The 15416-nt window shown below is 55.1% G+C and carries 13 protein-coding genes; 9 read left to right on the forward strand and 4 right to left on the reverse strand.

The window, feature by feature from the left end; translation table 11 throughout:
- Nucleotides 1-135: 135 nt before the first annotated feature.
- The 4 genes from ABD982_RS02905 (at nt 136) to ABD982_RS02920 (ending at nt 3880) form a co-directional block, all read left to right on the forward strand.
- Nucleotides 136-1620, forward strand: coding sequence for an ApeA N-terminal domain 1-containing protein (locus tag ABD982_RS02905; protein ID WP_345444509.1), 1485 nt, complete (start codon nt 136-138; stop codon nt 1618-1620).
- A 250-nt stretch (nt 1621-1870) separates the two neighbouring features.
- Nucleotides 1871-2941 (forward strand): Abi family protein, encoded by a 1071-nt coding sequence (locus tag ABD982_RS02910; protein WP_345444512.1) that lies wholly within the window; start codon nt 1871-1873, stop codon nt 2939-2941.
- An 82-nt stretch (nt 2942-3023) separates the two neighbouring features.
- On the forward strand, nt 3024-3479 hold the full coding sequence (locus tag ABD982_RS02915; protein WP_345444515.1) for a hypothetical protein: 456 nt from the start codon (nt 3024-3026) through the stop codon (nt 3477-3479).
- 95 nt (nt 3480-3574) lie between these two features.
- Nucleotides 3575-3880 carry a class I SAM-dependent methyltransferase gene (locus ABD982_RS02920; RefSeq protein WP_345444518.1) on the forward strand — a complete coding sequence of 102 codons (306 nt, stop codon included), beginning with the start codon at nt 3575-3577 and terminating at the stop codon, nt 3878-3880.
- Here the strand turns inward: ABD982_RS02920 and ABD982_RS02925 are convergent.
- Entirely contained in the window at nt 3819-5435 is a 1617-nt protein-coding gene (locus ABD982_RS02925; protein ID WP_345444521.1) for a PucR family transcriptional regulator, read from the reverse strand. The genes ABD982_RS02920 and ABD982_RS02925 overlap by 62 nt on opposite strands.
- A 260-nt stretch (nt 5436-5695) precedes the next feature.
- Here ABD982_RS02925 and ABD982_RS02930 point away from each other — a divergent pair, with 260 nt between their 5' ends.
- The 5 genes from ABD982_RS02930 to ABD982_RS02950 all read left to right on the forward strand — a co-directional run bounded on the left by ABD982_RS02930 (nt 5696) and on the right by ABD982_RS02950 (nt 11471).
- The gene (locus ABD982_RS02930) at nt 5696-7186 is read left to right on the forward strand and encodes a CoA-acylating methylmalonate-semialdehyde dehydrogenase (RefSeq protein ID WP_345444523.1); all 1491 of its coding nucleotides are present in this window, start codon (nt 5696-5698) and stop codon (nt 7184-7186) included.
- A gap of 34 nt (nt 7187-7220) precedes the next feature.
- Nucleotides 7221-8525, forward strand: a complete 1305-nt coding sequence (locus ABD982_RS02935; RefSeq protein WP_345444525.1) for an aspartate aminotransferase family protein — start codon at nt 7221-7223, stop codon at nt 8523-8525.
- A gap of 452 nt (nt 8526-8977) precedes the next feature.
- Complete coding sequence (locus ABD982_RS02940; protein ID WP_345444528.1) at nt 8978-10516, forward strand: sodium/proline symporter; 1539 nt, start codon at nt 8978-8980, stop codon at nt 10514-10516.
- A gap of 5 nt (nt 10517-10521) precedes the next feature.
- Nucleotides 10522-11052 carry a hypothetical protein gene (locus ABD982_RS02945; protein WP_345444530.1) on the forward strand — a complete coding sequence of 177 codons (531 nt, stop codon included), beginning with the start codon at nt 10522-10524 and terminating at the stop codon, nt 11050-11052.
- Nucleotides 11053-11102: 50 nt separating this feature from the next.
- Nucleotides 11103-11471, forward strand: coding sequence for a YtxH domain-containing protein (locus tag ABD982_RS02950; RefSeq protein WP_251379156.1), 369 nt, complete (start codon nt 11103-11105; stop codon nt 11469-11471).
- Nucleotides 11472-11651: 180 nt separating this feature from the next.
- Here the strand turns inward: ABD982_RS02950 and ABD982_RS02955 are convergent, their stop codons facing one another.
- The 3 genes from ABD982_RS02955 to ABD982_RS02965 all read right to left on the reverse strand — a co-directional run bounded on the left by ABD982_RS02955 (nt 11652) and on the right by ABD982_RS02965 (nt 15416).
- A complete protein-coding gene (locus tag ABD982_RS02955; RefSeq protein ID WP_345444536.1) occupies nt 11652-12332 on the reverse strand; it encodes a TetR/AcrR family transcriptional regulator in 681 nt (226 codons plus the stop codon).
- A 17-nt stretch (nt 12333-12349) separates the two neighbouring features.
- A complete protein-coding gene (locus tag ABD982_RS02960) occupies nt 12350-12685 on the reverse strand; it encodes a TetR family transcriptional regulator C-terminal domain-containing protein (protein WP_345444539.1) in 336 nt (111 codons plus the stop codon).
- A gap of 343 nt (nt 12686-13028) precedes the next feature.
- Nucleotides 13029-15416, reverse strand: coding sequence for an ATP-binding cassette domain-containing protein (locus tag ABD982_RS02965; RefSeq protein ID WP_345444542.1), 2388 nt, complete (start codon nt 15414-15416; stop codon nt 13029-13031).

The raw sequence follows: 15416 nt of genomic DNA on the forward strand, positions 1-15416 counted from the left end.
GTTCTACGGCAACGGCCGCGAGGGATAAATTGCGATGGTTCGGTTTATACCTTGGGGGATGGCTGTGCCGTAATATTTAGATTCTCAAACTGATATCTGGCAGCGAGACAAGAAGGAGCCCTGATAGCGAGCGCGATGTCTAACGATCCTTTGAAACTCGACAATGCTGGCGAGTGGGCTGGCCTGTGGTGGCTTCCGAGCGACCCGGAAGAGAAGGTCCCGGGCGTTCTCCGATACGACCCAGACCATGGGCTCTCGCTCTCGTTGATCGGCACGTTTGAAGACCGCATCACGTCCAACCCTGCCTCTGGCGTGACCGCGTTCCACGAGGGGATCCGTACTTGGGATATGATCCATGGGGCAGCCGAGCGGCGCGATGTGACTCTGCTGGGTTGCATCCCGAAGAACAGCAAGAGGACATTCGGTGCGAGGGTGAAGAGCCCCGACAAGCAGATCGTGGCGGCTACGACCGCGATCATCGGTGCGCATGTCAGTGGCGAGGTGGACCCGGTGTTCGCTGGGGCAGAGGTCTCGGTCGAGGATTTGGGTCTCTGGGCGGCGTCTTCCGTGTTCGAAGGAATCCTCGGCGCTCCCGACGGCAAGATCGACGGGACCGGGCGCATCTCGGTGAAGCCCCGCGAGGCGCAGTCGGTCGTGGTCGAAGACACCGAGTATCGCCTTGTGCACACCCACACGTTGCCGTATTTCGACCAGCGCAAGGGTGGCACTGTCGGACGTATGAAAGACACAGTCTCCATTCGCGTCACGCCAGTCGATTCTTTCTCGTTGAACGCTGCTCTGCAGTCGGCGAGCCTGGTGCAGGACCTGATCTCCCTGGCGACGCATCGCGCGGCCGGAGTGATCTGGCTCCGGCTAGAGGTGGCTGGTACCGAGTCACTGCTGCCGAACGGTCGGCCCCTGCCGCGCCGGCGCGCCGATGTGCTCTACTCGCCCGCCGCCCTGGGCGAGCATGACGCAAAGGGCGTCGAGCACCACCGAGTGTTCTTCACCTGCGATTCGCTCCCGTTTGAGGAGGTCCTGCCCCGTTGGTGTGAGGCCCATGGCCGCCTGCAGGCAGCGACGAACATGATATTGGGCCTGCGCTACGCGCCGGCCCGCTTCGTCGAGAACAATCTCCTGACTGCAGTCGGTGCCGCCGAGGTTCTGCACCGTAACCTCCGCATTGACGAGAAGCCGTTTCCCAAGGCGGAGTTCGCGGCAATGCGAGCGGCGATGCTGGCACAGGTCCCTGATGAGCACCGAGACAGGTTCAAGGGGGCCATCCGCAACGATCCGACGCTCCGGGACCGGCTCCACGCCCTCTCCGCGCGACCCGATCAGGAAGCGATCGCGCAGCTTGTGCCGGACGTCGACCACTGGGCAAGGAGGACAACGAGGGCGCGCAATGACCTCGCGCACGAGGGCAGCACGCCGAACCATTCCATCGAGGAGCTGTTCGCCATCGTCGAGGTGACGACCGCGGTCGTGATCCTCAACGTCCTGCACGAGATCGGCCTGCCAGCGGACCGGCAGCGAGAGATCGTGCAGGCGCACCCGCAGCTGAGGTCGACGTTCCGGACCGCGAGCGAGTGGCTGGTTGCGTCGAATCCTGACTCCTGAGTGACCGGATCTCGCGGGTGCTTATCGGAGGGGCAAACCTTTGCCTCGCCTCATGCTCACACGGGGCCGTCTTCATGATGAGGCGCAACGGTGGGCACCTCATAGCGAAATGCTGCAGTCCGGCCGCAAGCGATTCGTCCCAAAGTCTGCGCGCCGTCAGATGCTGGTATATGGGGCGATGCGGTGGAGTTTAGATTTCCGTTCGACCGTCTCGTAGGGACGATCCAGCCTGCGATGTGCGATGTGCGGTGTGCATCGTTCTCACGCGCTTGTTGCAGCATTGCAATACCTCAGGGAAGCGACGCGGGCGTTGCGGGTTTCAGGCCGCATGCGTAAGATAGAAACCACTAAGACCGGTTCCGCCTACCTCGGTAGGTCCAGGACCGGTCCTCATTTTTGTCAGGCGGTGTTCGTCGTCGAAGACGTCAAGATGTACAAGTCTTACACCCAGCAAGTGGAGATCCTCGCGGATCGCGGCATGGATATGGGAGATCAGAAGTCCGCCGTTGCGACGCTTCGGAGAGTGAACTACTACCGATTGAGCGGCTACTGGTACCCGTTCAGGAGACAGGCTCCCGATGGCCGTCACGATGACTTTTACGCTGGCACGCGCTTCAGCGATGTCGTCGCTCTATACGAGTTCGATGCGCGCCTTCGCGCCGCCACGTTTGCAGCGCTGGCTCCGGTGGAGCTGGCCATCCGCGCGCTACTCGGGCATGAGCTCGGGCGCATTGATCCCTGCGCTCATTTGCAATCTTCACTGCTGGGCCCCACAGCGCGCAGTGGTGGCGGGTACGCAAAATGGGTGAAGCGTTACGAGGACGAGCTGCACCGATCGCGTGAGGACTTCGTGGAGCACCACCACAAGAAATATGGCGGGAAGCTGCCGGTATGGGCAGCAACTGATCTGCTGGACTGGGGGAGCCTGACGTACCTCTATGGCTTCGCCCCTCGCGGCGTCCAAAACGTCGTTGCCGATGCATGCGGGCTCAGTGCGCCCCAGCTGACTAGTTGGCTCAAGTCGCTCAATCTTGTGCGAAATACGTGTGGCCATCACGGACGACTGTTCAACCGCGTCCATACGATTACGCCCAAGCTCCCTAAGATCGGTCGCCACCTTGACCTCGATGCCGTGTCCGAGGACTGGAGCCGCACGTTCGGTCAACTCACGCTGGTGCAGTTCCTATCTGACAGGTTGGGCACTGGTTGCAGCAGACTTCTCCCCGCGGTTGTGGCGAGCTTTCCGGTGGTTCAGATTGTCCCGATAATGCACATGAGCGTCCCCGACGGCTGGCAGGACAACAGCCCGCTCTGGGCCTGAGAGTGCGTTGCAGTCAGAGGTTGGTATGTACCGGAACTCGGTCGAGTTCCGCTTCAACGTTTAAAACGTATACATTTATAAAATGAATTATTTTCTAACGCTTGTACCACCTTTAGTCACCGCATTATTTGGAGCAGTCATAGGTGCTATCACAGTTCACTGGCTTACTTCTAAGCGTGAGTTGTACAATGTGAGACGCGACTTGCGCACTGAATATCTTATTCAGGCATACCGCAAAATCACGAATGGTACTCAACGCAAAGAGCTATCTGATAGGCAGAAGGATGACATGGAAAGTGCTCTTTCAGATGTCTTTCTATTAGGCGAGTCGGAAGAAGTTAAGGCTGCTTTCGAATTTATGAAAAGAATGGACGAAGGCAGTGGTGCCAGTGCTAATGAAGTGCTTACTGCTCTGCGAAACAGCCTCCGCCGAGAGATTGGTTTATCGTCTAGCGAAACAAATCGGCATTTTTTTCTTCGCTTTACCCGGAACCACGATTCGAATATCAAAATCATGAAACAAAACCCTATCGACTAGGCCTGATGGATGCCATCTACGATGAAGACAATCCCGATGGTCCCGACCATGACTTCTACCATGCAGTCGCTTAAGGGCTGAACGCCACAACCATTGTGGATTTGGGATGCGGCACTGGGGTTCCAACTGTCACGCTTGCTGGTGCTGACCGGAAGGTCATGGGCATCGACCCCGCCTCGGCCATGCTGGACGTAGCCAGAGCACGAGAAGGCGGGGACAGCGTCCAATGGGTGCAGGGCTACTCACCCCTCGAGAACTCCCTTCACGATGGGCGCCGTTGGTTCCACCGGCGCAGAACTAATACACACCCCATGGAACGATCCCCGCCCAAAACTGTTGCTAGGCTCCGTAGTAGCTGCGCACCGCAAGACTCAGCCCAAAGAAATCCTCGCCCTTGTTGAGATCAACCGCTAAAAGCCTCTCGATGGTTGCAATCCGGGAATAGAGGGCTGTGCGCGAAAGGTGAAGCTTCTGGGCCGCTGCTGACCGGGACGTGGGGTGTTCGAGCAGGGTACTCAGCGTCACCATAAGATCAGAATCGTTGCGAGCATCATGCAGCAGCACAGGCTGCAGGGTGGTTTCGCCAAACTCCTGCACCCTCACGTCCTGATGTAAGTAGTTCACTAGACCATCGAACTGGTTTCGGTCAGCCCGTCGCAAAGCAACCCCGGTCTCAGGAATCTGAGCGTTCAGAGCGCTCATTCTGTGCAGGGCTGAACTTAAGTCAACGGGCCCCCTAGGGCCGGTAGCCACCAGAAATTCGATAGCTGTTCCAAGCCCTGCCAGAGCTTGCCTCGTAGCTTCTGCCAGCTCAGTAGCCTCCCACTTTTGGGAGTTTGCTGAAATAATGCAAACCACTCGGTGACTATTATTTTCGTGGTGAGCCACCATCACTTCAACATCTGGACTAATCGATAACAGGACGTTACGAACGGATGTTAGCGATAGTCGTTCGGCGGATCGAAGCTCAGAGGCTAACAGGGCCCGCCCATCAGTATGAAAACCGTTGGACTCCAACACAACTTTTTGGCCCTCAACGGTTGTAAAGCGGTTTTTCAGCACCCGTTTTAGCCCTATACGTTCCCGTAAGTCAGTCCACGCATGAGGGTTTAAAGCGCCCAGCCTTTCGATGGTGAGCGCCATTGCCGCGTGCCTCATCGTGTGCAAGGTTAAGGTATCGTCCAAAGCTGCACCGCGCACAAACAACCTGCCCCAGTGAATACCCTGCCCTTGAATATCTATAAAACTCCAGCTCACCTCAGAATTTTCAGGGTCTTGAACGGTAACAGGGTTAGCAATGAGACCGGCTGCGCTGTGATCAGATGCCCAGCGTCGTGATTTACCCTCCCACCCTTGCAACAACTGCGAGGGCAACTCATGGCCCTCAGCGTATAGAATGACGCGGTGGGCCAGGTCCTCAAGGACCACCGGCAGGGCAAGCTCACGGGACGTATGTAGAATCAGTTGCTCGGCCTGAGCCCTGTTATACATGAGACTCCAAAAGGATTCATTAATACGTTGCAGTTGCTCAACCTGCTGAAACTGGCGCGAAAGAACCGAAGAGTGCACTGCCTCGGTGACCTCTAAGAAACGGACCTCACCAGCGGTAACAATCAGAGGTAACCCCCGCTCTGCACAGTGCTCGAGAATATCTTGCGGTAATTCATCAAGTACAACGCCTATTTCGATGAGCAGGGCGGCCGCTCCTGCGTCCACCCATTTATCAATGGTTCTGTAGCGTTCTGGGGCGGTTTTTCCTAGGCTAGCTCCGGTGGTGAGCAAAAGTTCACCGCCGTCGATCAATTCACCCCCGCGAGGGGTGTCAACCACGTGGACCCACCGTATTGGCTGATCAAGATGGCTTGCTTCGCTTAATAGTCTGGTACCCGCAGCTACTAGTACCGGCAGAGCCAGTATGTCTTTGAGAGTGATTGCTTCAGCTGAGCTGAGGGTCATAGGCTGCGTCCTTAGGTATCTGAGCGTTTACATCATGGGGGAACTAGTTCAGTGATCAAAAAAGGTGTACACGTTGAAATTTTATGGAACCAACCTCTGAAGGACGCGCATGACCCGGCATAGTCAGCGTTGACAGTTTGTTTAATTTCGGGGCGAAACCTGAACAACTTAGCTCTAGTTGCGGTACAGGTGAAATGGAACGATGGAAACTAGCCCCCCTGGCTAATCATCAACTGAACCAGATACCCAAGGAAAAAGGTATGACTATGCTCACCAGAATTCCTCACATTATCGGAGGCAAAGAAGCCTCCGACAGCAACCGTTTTGGCCCCGTTTTCAATCCCGCAACGGGCGAGCAAACTGGCGAAGTCGCGCTCGCCGATGCCAGCACTGTAGAAAGAGCAGTGTCCACCGCAGAAGCCGCCCTCCCCGGGTGGAGGGCTACAGGGCTGGCCAAGCGTACAGCTATTTTCTTCAAGCTCCGTGAAATCATTACTTCGCGTCAGGAAGAATTGGCAGAAGTAATTTCTTTGGAGCACGGTAAGGTGCCTTCGGACGCAGCGGGTGAAATCGCGCGCGGGCTTGAGAACGTCGAATTTTGTGCGGGCCTCTTGCACCACATGAAGGGCGAGTTCTTAGAGCAGGCGGCAAGCGGTATTAACGTGCATCAAACACGCCAGCCGGTTGGAGTGGTTGCCTGTATTACCCCCTTTAATTTCCCTGCAATGGTGCCTCTGTGGATGGTGACCGCTGCAATTGCTGCTGGTAACACCGTGATTTTGAAACCGTCAGAACGCGACCCTTCATCTGCTAACTGGATTGTTAAGGCTTTCCACGAGGCCGGTCTGCCTGATGGGGTGCTCAATGTAGTGCACGGTGACAAGGACACTGTTGAAGCTATTATCGATGCCCCCGCAGTTAAGGCTGTTAGCTTCGTTGGATCAACCCCTATTGCTCAATCGATCTACCAACGTGCCACGTCCCAGGGAAAGCGCTGCCAGGCGCTGGGCGGCGCTAAAAACCATATGGTGGTTATGCCTGATGCTGATCTTGATGCGGCAGCGGACGCCGCTATCTCGGCTGGATTTGGCTCGGCGGGTGAGCGCTGCATGGCAATTTCTGTGGTCGTTCCTGTGGGTGATATCGCTGATGAGCTGGTGCAGAAAATCCAGGATCGTATTGGCGAACTAAAGGTTGGGCCAGGCACCAACCCTGAGAATGAGATGGGCCCTGTGATTACCGCCCAAGCCAAGGAACGTATCGAAGGGCTCATCGCTGGAGCTAATGATTCGGGTGCCACGGTGCTGGTTGATGGCCGTGAGGCTGACCTACCGGCGGAGGGCTACTTTGTTGGGCCTACCCTCATAGATCATGTGAAGCCGGGGATGCCGGTTTATGATGAAGAAATTTTTGGCCCTGTGCTGGTCGTTTCGCGTACCGATTCGTTTGATGAGGCGGTCAGTCTGATCAACTCTAACCGGTACGCTAACGGTACCGCTGTCTTCACTCGTGATGGCCGTACCGCCAGAGAATTTGAGTTCAACATTGAGGTTGGCATGGTCGGCATTAACGTCCCCATCCCTGTACCTATCGGGGCCTTCTCCTTTGGTGGGTGGAAGGACTCCTTGTTTGGGGACACCCACATTTACGGCCCAGAAGCTTTTAATTTCTATACCCGCCGTAAGGTCGTCACGCAGAGGTGGCCGCTGGCGAGTGAGTCCCAAATTAATCTGGGCTTCCCAACCAACTAACTTTGCTCATTAGCACAGATAAGGAGTAACACTTATGGACGGCAACGTCTTTCACTCTTGGTCAGCTCAGGACCTCATTGACCCTGTCAACGTGGTTTCTGGTCAGGGCTCTACCTTCACCGATGACCAGGGCCGAGACTACCTTGATTTTTCATCCCAACTGGTTAATCTAGCTCTAGGGCATGGCAACCAGCGGTTGATTCAATCCATCAAAGATCAGGCAGATCGACTGGTCACCATCCAGCCTTCCTTCAAAAATGACACCCGTAGTCAACTTGCTCAAGAGCTGGTAGAGCGAGCGGGGGAGAGCTTCGGTTCAGTATTTTTCACCAACGGTGGAGCAGAAGCTAACGAGAACGCCGTGCGCATGGCGCGGGGCTACACTGGGCGGCGAAAGGTGATGTCAGCCTACCGCTCCTATCACGGAGCGACCTCTACCGCGATTTCTTTGACAGGCGACCCGCGACGTTGGGCAAATGAACCTTCGGATTCCTCGGTGGTGCATTTCTTTGGTCCTTACACTTACCGTTCAGCATTCTGGTCGGAAGATGAGAGGCAGGAATGTGAGCGTTCCTTGGCTCATCTGGAGCAGCAGATTATTCTTGAGGGATCTCAGACCATTGCAGCCATTATCTTAGAAACTGTGGTGGGCACCAATGGAATTCTGGTACCACCTGAGGGTTACCTGCCAGGGGTGCGCGCGCTGTGTGACAAGTACGGCATCGTCTATATTGCTGATGAAGTCATGGCCGGTTTTGGACGCACAGGCACTCTTTTTGCGGTTGAAAACTTTGGGGTTGTGCCTGACCTGATCACCTTCGCTAAGGGAGTGAACTCTGGTTACGTTCCTCTGGGCGGGGTCATTATCTCCAAGGAAATCCAGAAGACCTGGTCTACGACGGCTTACCCAGGTGGGCTGACCTATTCAGGTCATCCTTTGGCTTGTGCTCCAGGTTTAGAGACCCTCAAAATTTTTGATGAGGACAAGATCCTTGATCGGGTGCGTGACCTGGGTGAGAGGGTGGTGCGTCCCCGGCTCGAGGCGATGAAAGAGAAATACAGCATTGTAGGTGAGGTTCGTGGGCTGGGGCTCTTCTGGGCTATCGAACTGGTCAAAGATAGGGAAACGAGGGAACCTCTCGTGCCCTTCAATGCCTCTGGTGCCGATGCTGCTCCGATGAATGATTTTGCGGGTTACTGCAAGCAGAACGGCGTGTGGCCCTTCGTGCACTTTAACAGGGTGCACGTTGCTCCACCGCTGGTGATTTCGGAGGAGGAACTGGTGCGGGGCTTGGATGTTTATGACGCCGCTCTTGCCGAACTAGATGAGAAAAACTAATACCTTAGCAAAGGAATAAAGCCTCATTCTTATCTATGGAGCATTGAATATCTACCACCACGCTCTGCCCCGTTCTTGAGAAGAACGGGGCAGCGGGGAGATTAGGGTGTTTATTTTTATTAAAGTAGATTCAGTTCAGTAGCGTTCCGAAGGTAGGATTCCTGCCGGCAACACTCTGTTATCTATTACCGTCTAAAGAGAACGTTTTGATAATTGAGCAATGAGGCTTTGTCCACAACACTAGTAAGTAAAGCAATGTGTTCCATGCCTCAAAGTATGAGGTTGTTTCGTAAATGGCCTACAGGCTCAGACGGAAAGGGTTTGAAATGTTTGGATTACCAGGGTTTACCGTCCTAGTGATGACCGTTATTCCACTGTTCTGGATTATATACACCGCAGGGTTCTACTTTATGACCCGAGACTGGGCTAACGCGGATGAGGAGGATTAGGCTGTGAACATTGCAGTAGCATTCCTCATCATCTACTTTCTCGTTATGATTCTGATCGGAATCTGGGCGATGAAAAAGTCTAGTAATGACTCAGAAGATTTCCTCCTTGCCGGACGCTCCTTGGGCCCAGCAGTGACAGCCTTGCGTTTGCAGTCCTCCTCGATGTCGGGCTATATGTTCGCTGGAGCTGGCTCTCTCGGGTACTCATCGGGTTACTTTGGTATGTGGTACGCCCTGGGTGATTTGGGCGGCGGCGTCCTCAACCTCTCTATTATCGGTCGACGCATGCGTAAGCTCACCAAGATCTTGGGATCAATTTCCTCCATTGAATACCTTGAAAATCGCTACCAGTCTTCAGCCGTGAGAATGGTTGCATCCATCTTGGCTCTGGGTGGTCTCTTTCTCTACCTGATGAGCCAGTTCATCGCAGGTGGTGCCGGGTTGGCCTCTGTCACCGGTATAAGCTTCGATATTGCCCTTGTCATCGCGGTAGCGGTGATTGTCTCCTACACCTTCCTCGGTGGCTACCTTGCTGTCGCCTATACCGACTTCGTCCAGGCAATCATCATGTTGATTGGCATGGTCTGGATTCTTATCGCCACCTTGCAGGCAGTAGGGGGCCTGACCGCCGGCCACCAGCAGATTGAAGCCATCAACCCCAACCTGCTCACCATGTTTGGTGCTGACCTTGAATATCAGAATCAGTGGGGATTGATTATTGGTGCCCTTCTGATCTTCTCGATTGGTTACATGGGCTGGCCCCATGTTGTTGTGTCCCATATGGCAATGAAGAAGCCTTCGGTATCGCGCATGGCCGGCGTTTATTCAACCGCCTTCAACTTACTCTTTATCCCCGCTCCCTACCTGGTCGGTCTTCTTGCCCTCATCGTGGTGCCTAACCTGGCAGCCCCTGAACAAGCTATTTTTGAGGTTGCAAAAACTGTATTGCCGAGCTTCGCTGTAGGTATTGTTATGGCTGCAGTGATGGCCGCAATTATGTCTACCGCTGATGCCCTGCTACTCCAGGCTTCAACCATCGCTTCTCGTGACCTTGTTGGGCGCTTCTTCCTCAAAGAGGTCTCTGAGAAGACCCTGGTGAAGGTTTCGCGAATCACCGTATTAGTGATGGCACTGGGAGGTCTGACGATGGCGTTGCTTCAGCCCCCGTCCGTCCTCTTCCTCGCTACTTTCGCAGCAACTGTGCTCGGTGCAGCCTTTGCCCCTGCTTATATATGCGCAGTCTGGTGGAGGAAAGCTAATAAGGTGGGTGCCCTTGCCAGCATGCTGGTAGGTAGCTCGGTCTCTGTTGTGTGGAAGCTTGGAGACTTGGGGGCGGCAACTGGGCTGGACCCCATGCTGATAGGTATCGTCTGTTCAACCCTGGCAATGATTGTTGGATCGCTTCTCACCCAAAAATCACACCCAGTCTCAGCGCATATTCTGGACGCCATTGATAGCGCTGCTAGCGTCACTAACACCCGCTCAACTCGGGATGTCAAGGAAGACATTGACCTGTCGACCCAGATGCCGGAAGGTAGGTAGAGACCGTGACACAGCAGAAGGCTATTAAAGCCTCGGTGACCTACCACGAAGCTCTTGCGCTAGCTCAAAAAGTCTTCCCTGAAAAGGATTGGACGCGAACACTTGAGCCCAGCTATTACCGGCTTACAGGTGTGGTGTTCAGGGTATCGTCACCCAAAGGGCCGTCACGCCGGTTCAATGGCCAGCTTATTCGTGTGCTGGTAGACCCCCGCACCCGCAGAGCTTGGACTTCGGATGATTGGAATCTCTCGAGCGAACCAGTAGATTCTGACCTGGTGCGAGAAGAGCCCCTGGATGATGTAGAGCGTCAGCAGCTGGTGAAAATCGCGCAAGAGGCAGCTTACGTACAATTTCTTAAGCATTACAGGCTTGCTGCAAGCTTCGAGTTTTTACTTGAGCATGTTCAAGAGGCCGTATGGAAGCCCAACTGGTATGCCGAAACCCGAAGTCACCGCCTCCTGATTGATGGGATTACCGGGCGCTATGCAACCGCCACACAACCAACGGACGGTGTGTCACCTATCTCAGTGCCCTAAGTAGGCGTATTATGTAGTCAGCACTATCAGCAACCGTAAAGGTGGACATCATGAGAGCACGTATCGCACTAGTAGCTGGCATCGGCATCGGCTACGTTCTAGGCGCTCGCGCAGGCCGCGAAAGCTACGAAAAGATTAAGACCCAGGCCACCAACGTCTGGCACGACCCCAAGGTGCAAGAAGGCATCAAGGCTACCGAAGAGACCATCAAGGAAAAGGCTCCTGTGGTAGCTGAAAAGGCCAAGGAAGCAGCTGCCACTGCAGCTGACAAGACCAAGGCTAAGGTCGAAGAGGTCAAAGAAACTCGAGCAGAGCACAAGGTTGAAAAAGCTGCTGAGAAGGCAGTCAAGGACGCTCCCGCTGACGTCATTTCAGACCCTGCAACTGCACCTGAGGCTGAAGGCCCCGCCGTTTCTTAAGCCTTTGTGTGAGGTTTAGTAACCCGCCCCTGCCCGCGCTGCTAAGTGTTGGTGGGGGCGGTTTTTCATTTGTGTATTTCTGCCATAATAGAAGCGAACATACCGGCAGAACAATAAACTCCGCTCCCAGACCCAATCAGGCCCAAGACAGCGTTTGTATATCTGCGGCTAAGTTCCGCGTCAATGGGCCGACGAGGAAGAAGTGCTGCGATACCTGGCGAGTTCTTTAGTCAGCTCAGTGATTTCTTCCTCGGTCAGATAGGGCACCGGATGAACCAGAACCTTATTAAGGTGGGTTCTAAAGGCCCGGCTCAAATCTACCGGCTCAGAGCGTCGCCCATCTAAAATTGTTTTAGCGGTGATACCTTGGCCTAAAATCAGCAATTGATCAGCCTGCGTTGCAGCGTCCGTGCCCGGTGTGAGCTCCCCAGCGCGTTCTAGCCAGGCGAACATGTCATGATAGGTGACGCGAAGCTGCTGAAGACTGCGGTGGGCGATTTTCCGTAGCTCAGGGGTGGATCTCATCTCGGCGATCATACCCACCATCACCCGTGCGTAGGTCTCTGTGGCAGGAATAAGAGGAATCTGAAACTCTAGAATCCTCACGGCACCATCAACAGTGAGCCCGTCTCTAGCCCGGGCTCTCACGTTCTCTTGAATACGATCCGTCAAAAGTTGCAGCGCGTACTCGAGTAAATCCAGCCGACTTTTAAAAGAGTGCCGCAAAGAACCCGCCGAAATACCCGCTTCAGCAGCTACGTTTCTGATTGAAATGGCACTGACTCCATGCTCATCAAGGAGCTTCCACACTGCTGCCGAGAGAAACTCTTTACGTTCTGTGTGATCGATAAGTTTAGGCACAAGAGGTTCCTTGGGTTCTAGTCAGTGTTCTTTAAGGACGAGAGATGCATCTTAAGTGGCGCCTGCAGCTCCTGGTCAGAGGCTGTTTGGTCAGAGAGCATGTAGGAGACATCTACCCCGAACAAAAGCGAGACAAGGGTATCAGTTTCGTACTGAACGTCGATATCTGATCTGATGCGCCCGTGAGCTTTCAGCTGGCTCAGAACAAAACTGTAAGTGTAGGACAGCTCGGTTTCCTGCTGCTGAAGCATGCGCGCAGCACCCGGGATGTTAGATGCTTCTGCCAGCATGCCAACTACCACCTCAGAGTACATGCGGCTTTCGTTGCTCGTGGGTAAAAAGTCGAACAGCAAATCCTCAAAGTGATCGATGAGGGGCCGGTGACCTTCCGGCTGGTGAGCGATGCCAAAAATTTTTGACTGCTGTAATCAAGGGAGTAGAGCATCATATCGTTCAGGATGGGAGAAACATGGCGCAGGGAGCCTGTTGAGATACCGGCTTCTGCTGCCACAGTCCGGACAGAAACGCCACGAACGCCCTCGCGCGCCAGAACAGCCCATACCGCCTGAGCTATGTGCTGTTTACGTTCTTGATGGTTAATGAATTTTGGCACATCTTAGTGATGCGCTAAAAACTTCATTGTGTGTGTTAATAAAAACTCTCTTTTTCTTGTGAATATATGAACGTTGGTGGGCTTTAAAAGGCGGGCAGGTTTTGGCGCTCGTTTTCTGTGGGTGGGAGATAAGCGGCTAAATGCTGAGCAGTCAGGGTTGTGGCTAGGGCAAGCTGTGCCGGGGTGCCTTCAAAAACGATGCTGCCGCCGTCGTGACCTGCTCCGGGGCCTACATCGATCACATGATCGGAGTGAGCTACCACAGCCAGGTGATGCTCCACGCAAATGACGGTGGTTCCACCGTGCACCAGCTGATCTAGCAGACCCAAGAACTGCTCGATATCAGCCAGGTGCAGGCCGGTTGTTGGCTCATCAAAGATGTAGATTCCGCCCGGTTCAGCCATTTGGGTTGCCAGTTTGATGCGCTGGCGTTCACCACCTGACAGAGTAGAGAGTGGCTGGCCCAGGGTAAGGTAGCCCAGGCCAACGTCTGATAGGCGCTTGAGAATCTTGGCGACGGCGGGAATCTTGCCCTCCGAGCTGGTGAAGAAGGTGAGTGCTTCAGCGACCGGCAGAGTGAGCACCTGGCTGATGTTCTTGCCGCCAAATGTGTATTCCAGCACGGCAGGGCTAAAGCGCTTGCCTTCGCAGGCCTCGCAGGTGGCGGTTGATTTTTCCATGAAGCCCAGCTGGGTTTCGATGACACCGGTGCCCTTACATTCGGGGCAGGCGCCCTCAGAATTTGCAGAGAAGAGGGCGGGCTTTACTCTGTTGGCCTTGGCGAAGGCCTTGCGGATGGGCTCTAACAGGCCGGTGTAGGTGGCGGGATTAGAGCGGCGCGAGCCCTTGATGGCTGACTGGTCGATAAAGATAATGCGCTCTTCACTGCCCTCGTGCTGGCTGAAGAACTCAGCAATCAGGGAGGACTTACCCGAGCCAGCTACTCCGGTCAAGGTGGTCAGTACGCCGGTCGGCAGGTCAACGCTGACCGAACGCAGGTTGTTGCGCTGGGCGTCCTTGACGGTGAGGACGCCGGTCGGCGTGCGGACGCTACCTTTGAGGCCCTGACGGTCAAAGAGGTGGCGGGAGGTCACGGTGTCAGCTGCGCGCAGATTGTCGTAGCTACCTTCAAAGACCACGGTGCCACCGCCTGAACCGGCTAGCGGGCCCATATCAATAATGTGGTCTGCTACCGCAATGGTTTCTGGTTTATGTTCAACCACCAGCACGGTGTTGCCGCGGTCGCGCAGGGCCAGGAGCAGTTGGTTCATTTTTGCCACATCGTGGGGGTGCAGCCCTGCGGTGGGTTCATCAAAAACGTAGGTGACGTCGGTGAGCGGGGAGCCCAGGTGGCGTACCATCTTGGCGCGCTGCGCCTCGCCGCCTGAAAGAGAGGACGCCGAACGGGAGAGCGCGATATAGCCCAGGCCGATGGTGACCATAGACTGCAGCAGGTGTTCAAGACTAGCAACCAGTGGAGCCACAGAGGGCTCATTCAGCTCCTTTACCCAGGTCAGCAGATCTGAGACCTGCATATCGCTCAACTCGGCGATGTTCTTGCCAGCTACCTTAGATTCAAGAGCTGCCTGAGAGAGGCGGGAGCCTCCACAATCGGGGCAATCCACAAAGGTCACCGCGCGCTCGACGAAGGCACGCACGTGCGGCTGTAGCCCCTCGGCGTCCTTGCTGAGCACCGACTTTTGCAGGCGGGGGATGAGGCCCTCATAGGTCATATTGATACCGGCAATTTTCATGCGGGTTGCCTCTTTATAGAGGAAGTCCTCCCGCTGCTGCTCGGTGAAATCTTTGATGGGCACGTCGGCGGGAAAGAGCCCGCTTTCCTTATAGAGGCGCACGTTCCAGCCTCCGGCGTTGTAGCCGGGAATGGTGAAAAGGTCGTCTTCTAGGGTGAGGTTTTCATCAAAAAGCTCCGCCATGTTGATGTCGCTGGTTCTACCCAGGCCTTCACAGCGGGGGCACATGCCGCCGGCGCGAGAGAAGGTAACATGCTCCACCTTGCCGTTGCCTACCTTGCGGGCACCGGTTGCCTGTACCGATGCCTGGTTGAAACTAAAAGCGGTAGGGGAACCAAGGTTGGGGGAGCCGACGCGGGCAAAGAGCATACGCAGCATGGGTAGAGCGTCGGTGGCTGTACCCACGGTTGAGCGCGGATTGGCGCCCAGGCGTTCCTGGTCCACAATGATGGCGCTGGTCAGCCCTTCAATTGAGTCAACGTCGGGGCGGTCCTGGTGGGGCATGAAACCCTGCACAAAGGCTGAGTACGTTTCATTGATCAGGCGCTGTGACTCAGCTGCCACCACACCAAACGCGAGGGAGCTTTTACCCGACCCCGAGATACCGGTGAAGACCGTCAAACGGCGCTTAGGGATTTCAACCGTGACGTTCTTCAGATTGTTATTGCGGGCACCGGTAATACGAATAACCTGGTGCGTATCTGCGGGATGCGACAA

It is taken from the genome of Rothia endophytica (assembly GCF_039543885.1).
In the GTDB taxonomy this organism is placed as follows: Bacteria; Actinomycetota; Actinomycetes; order Actinomycetales; family Micrococcaceae; genus Rothia; species Rothia endophytica.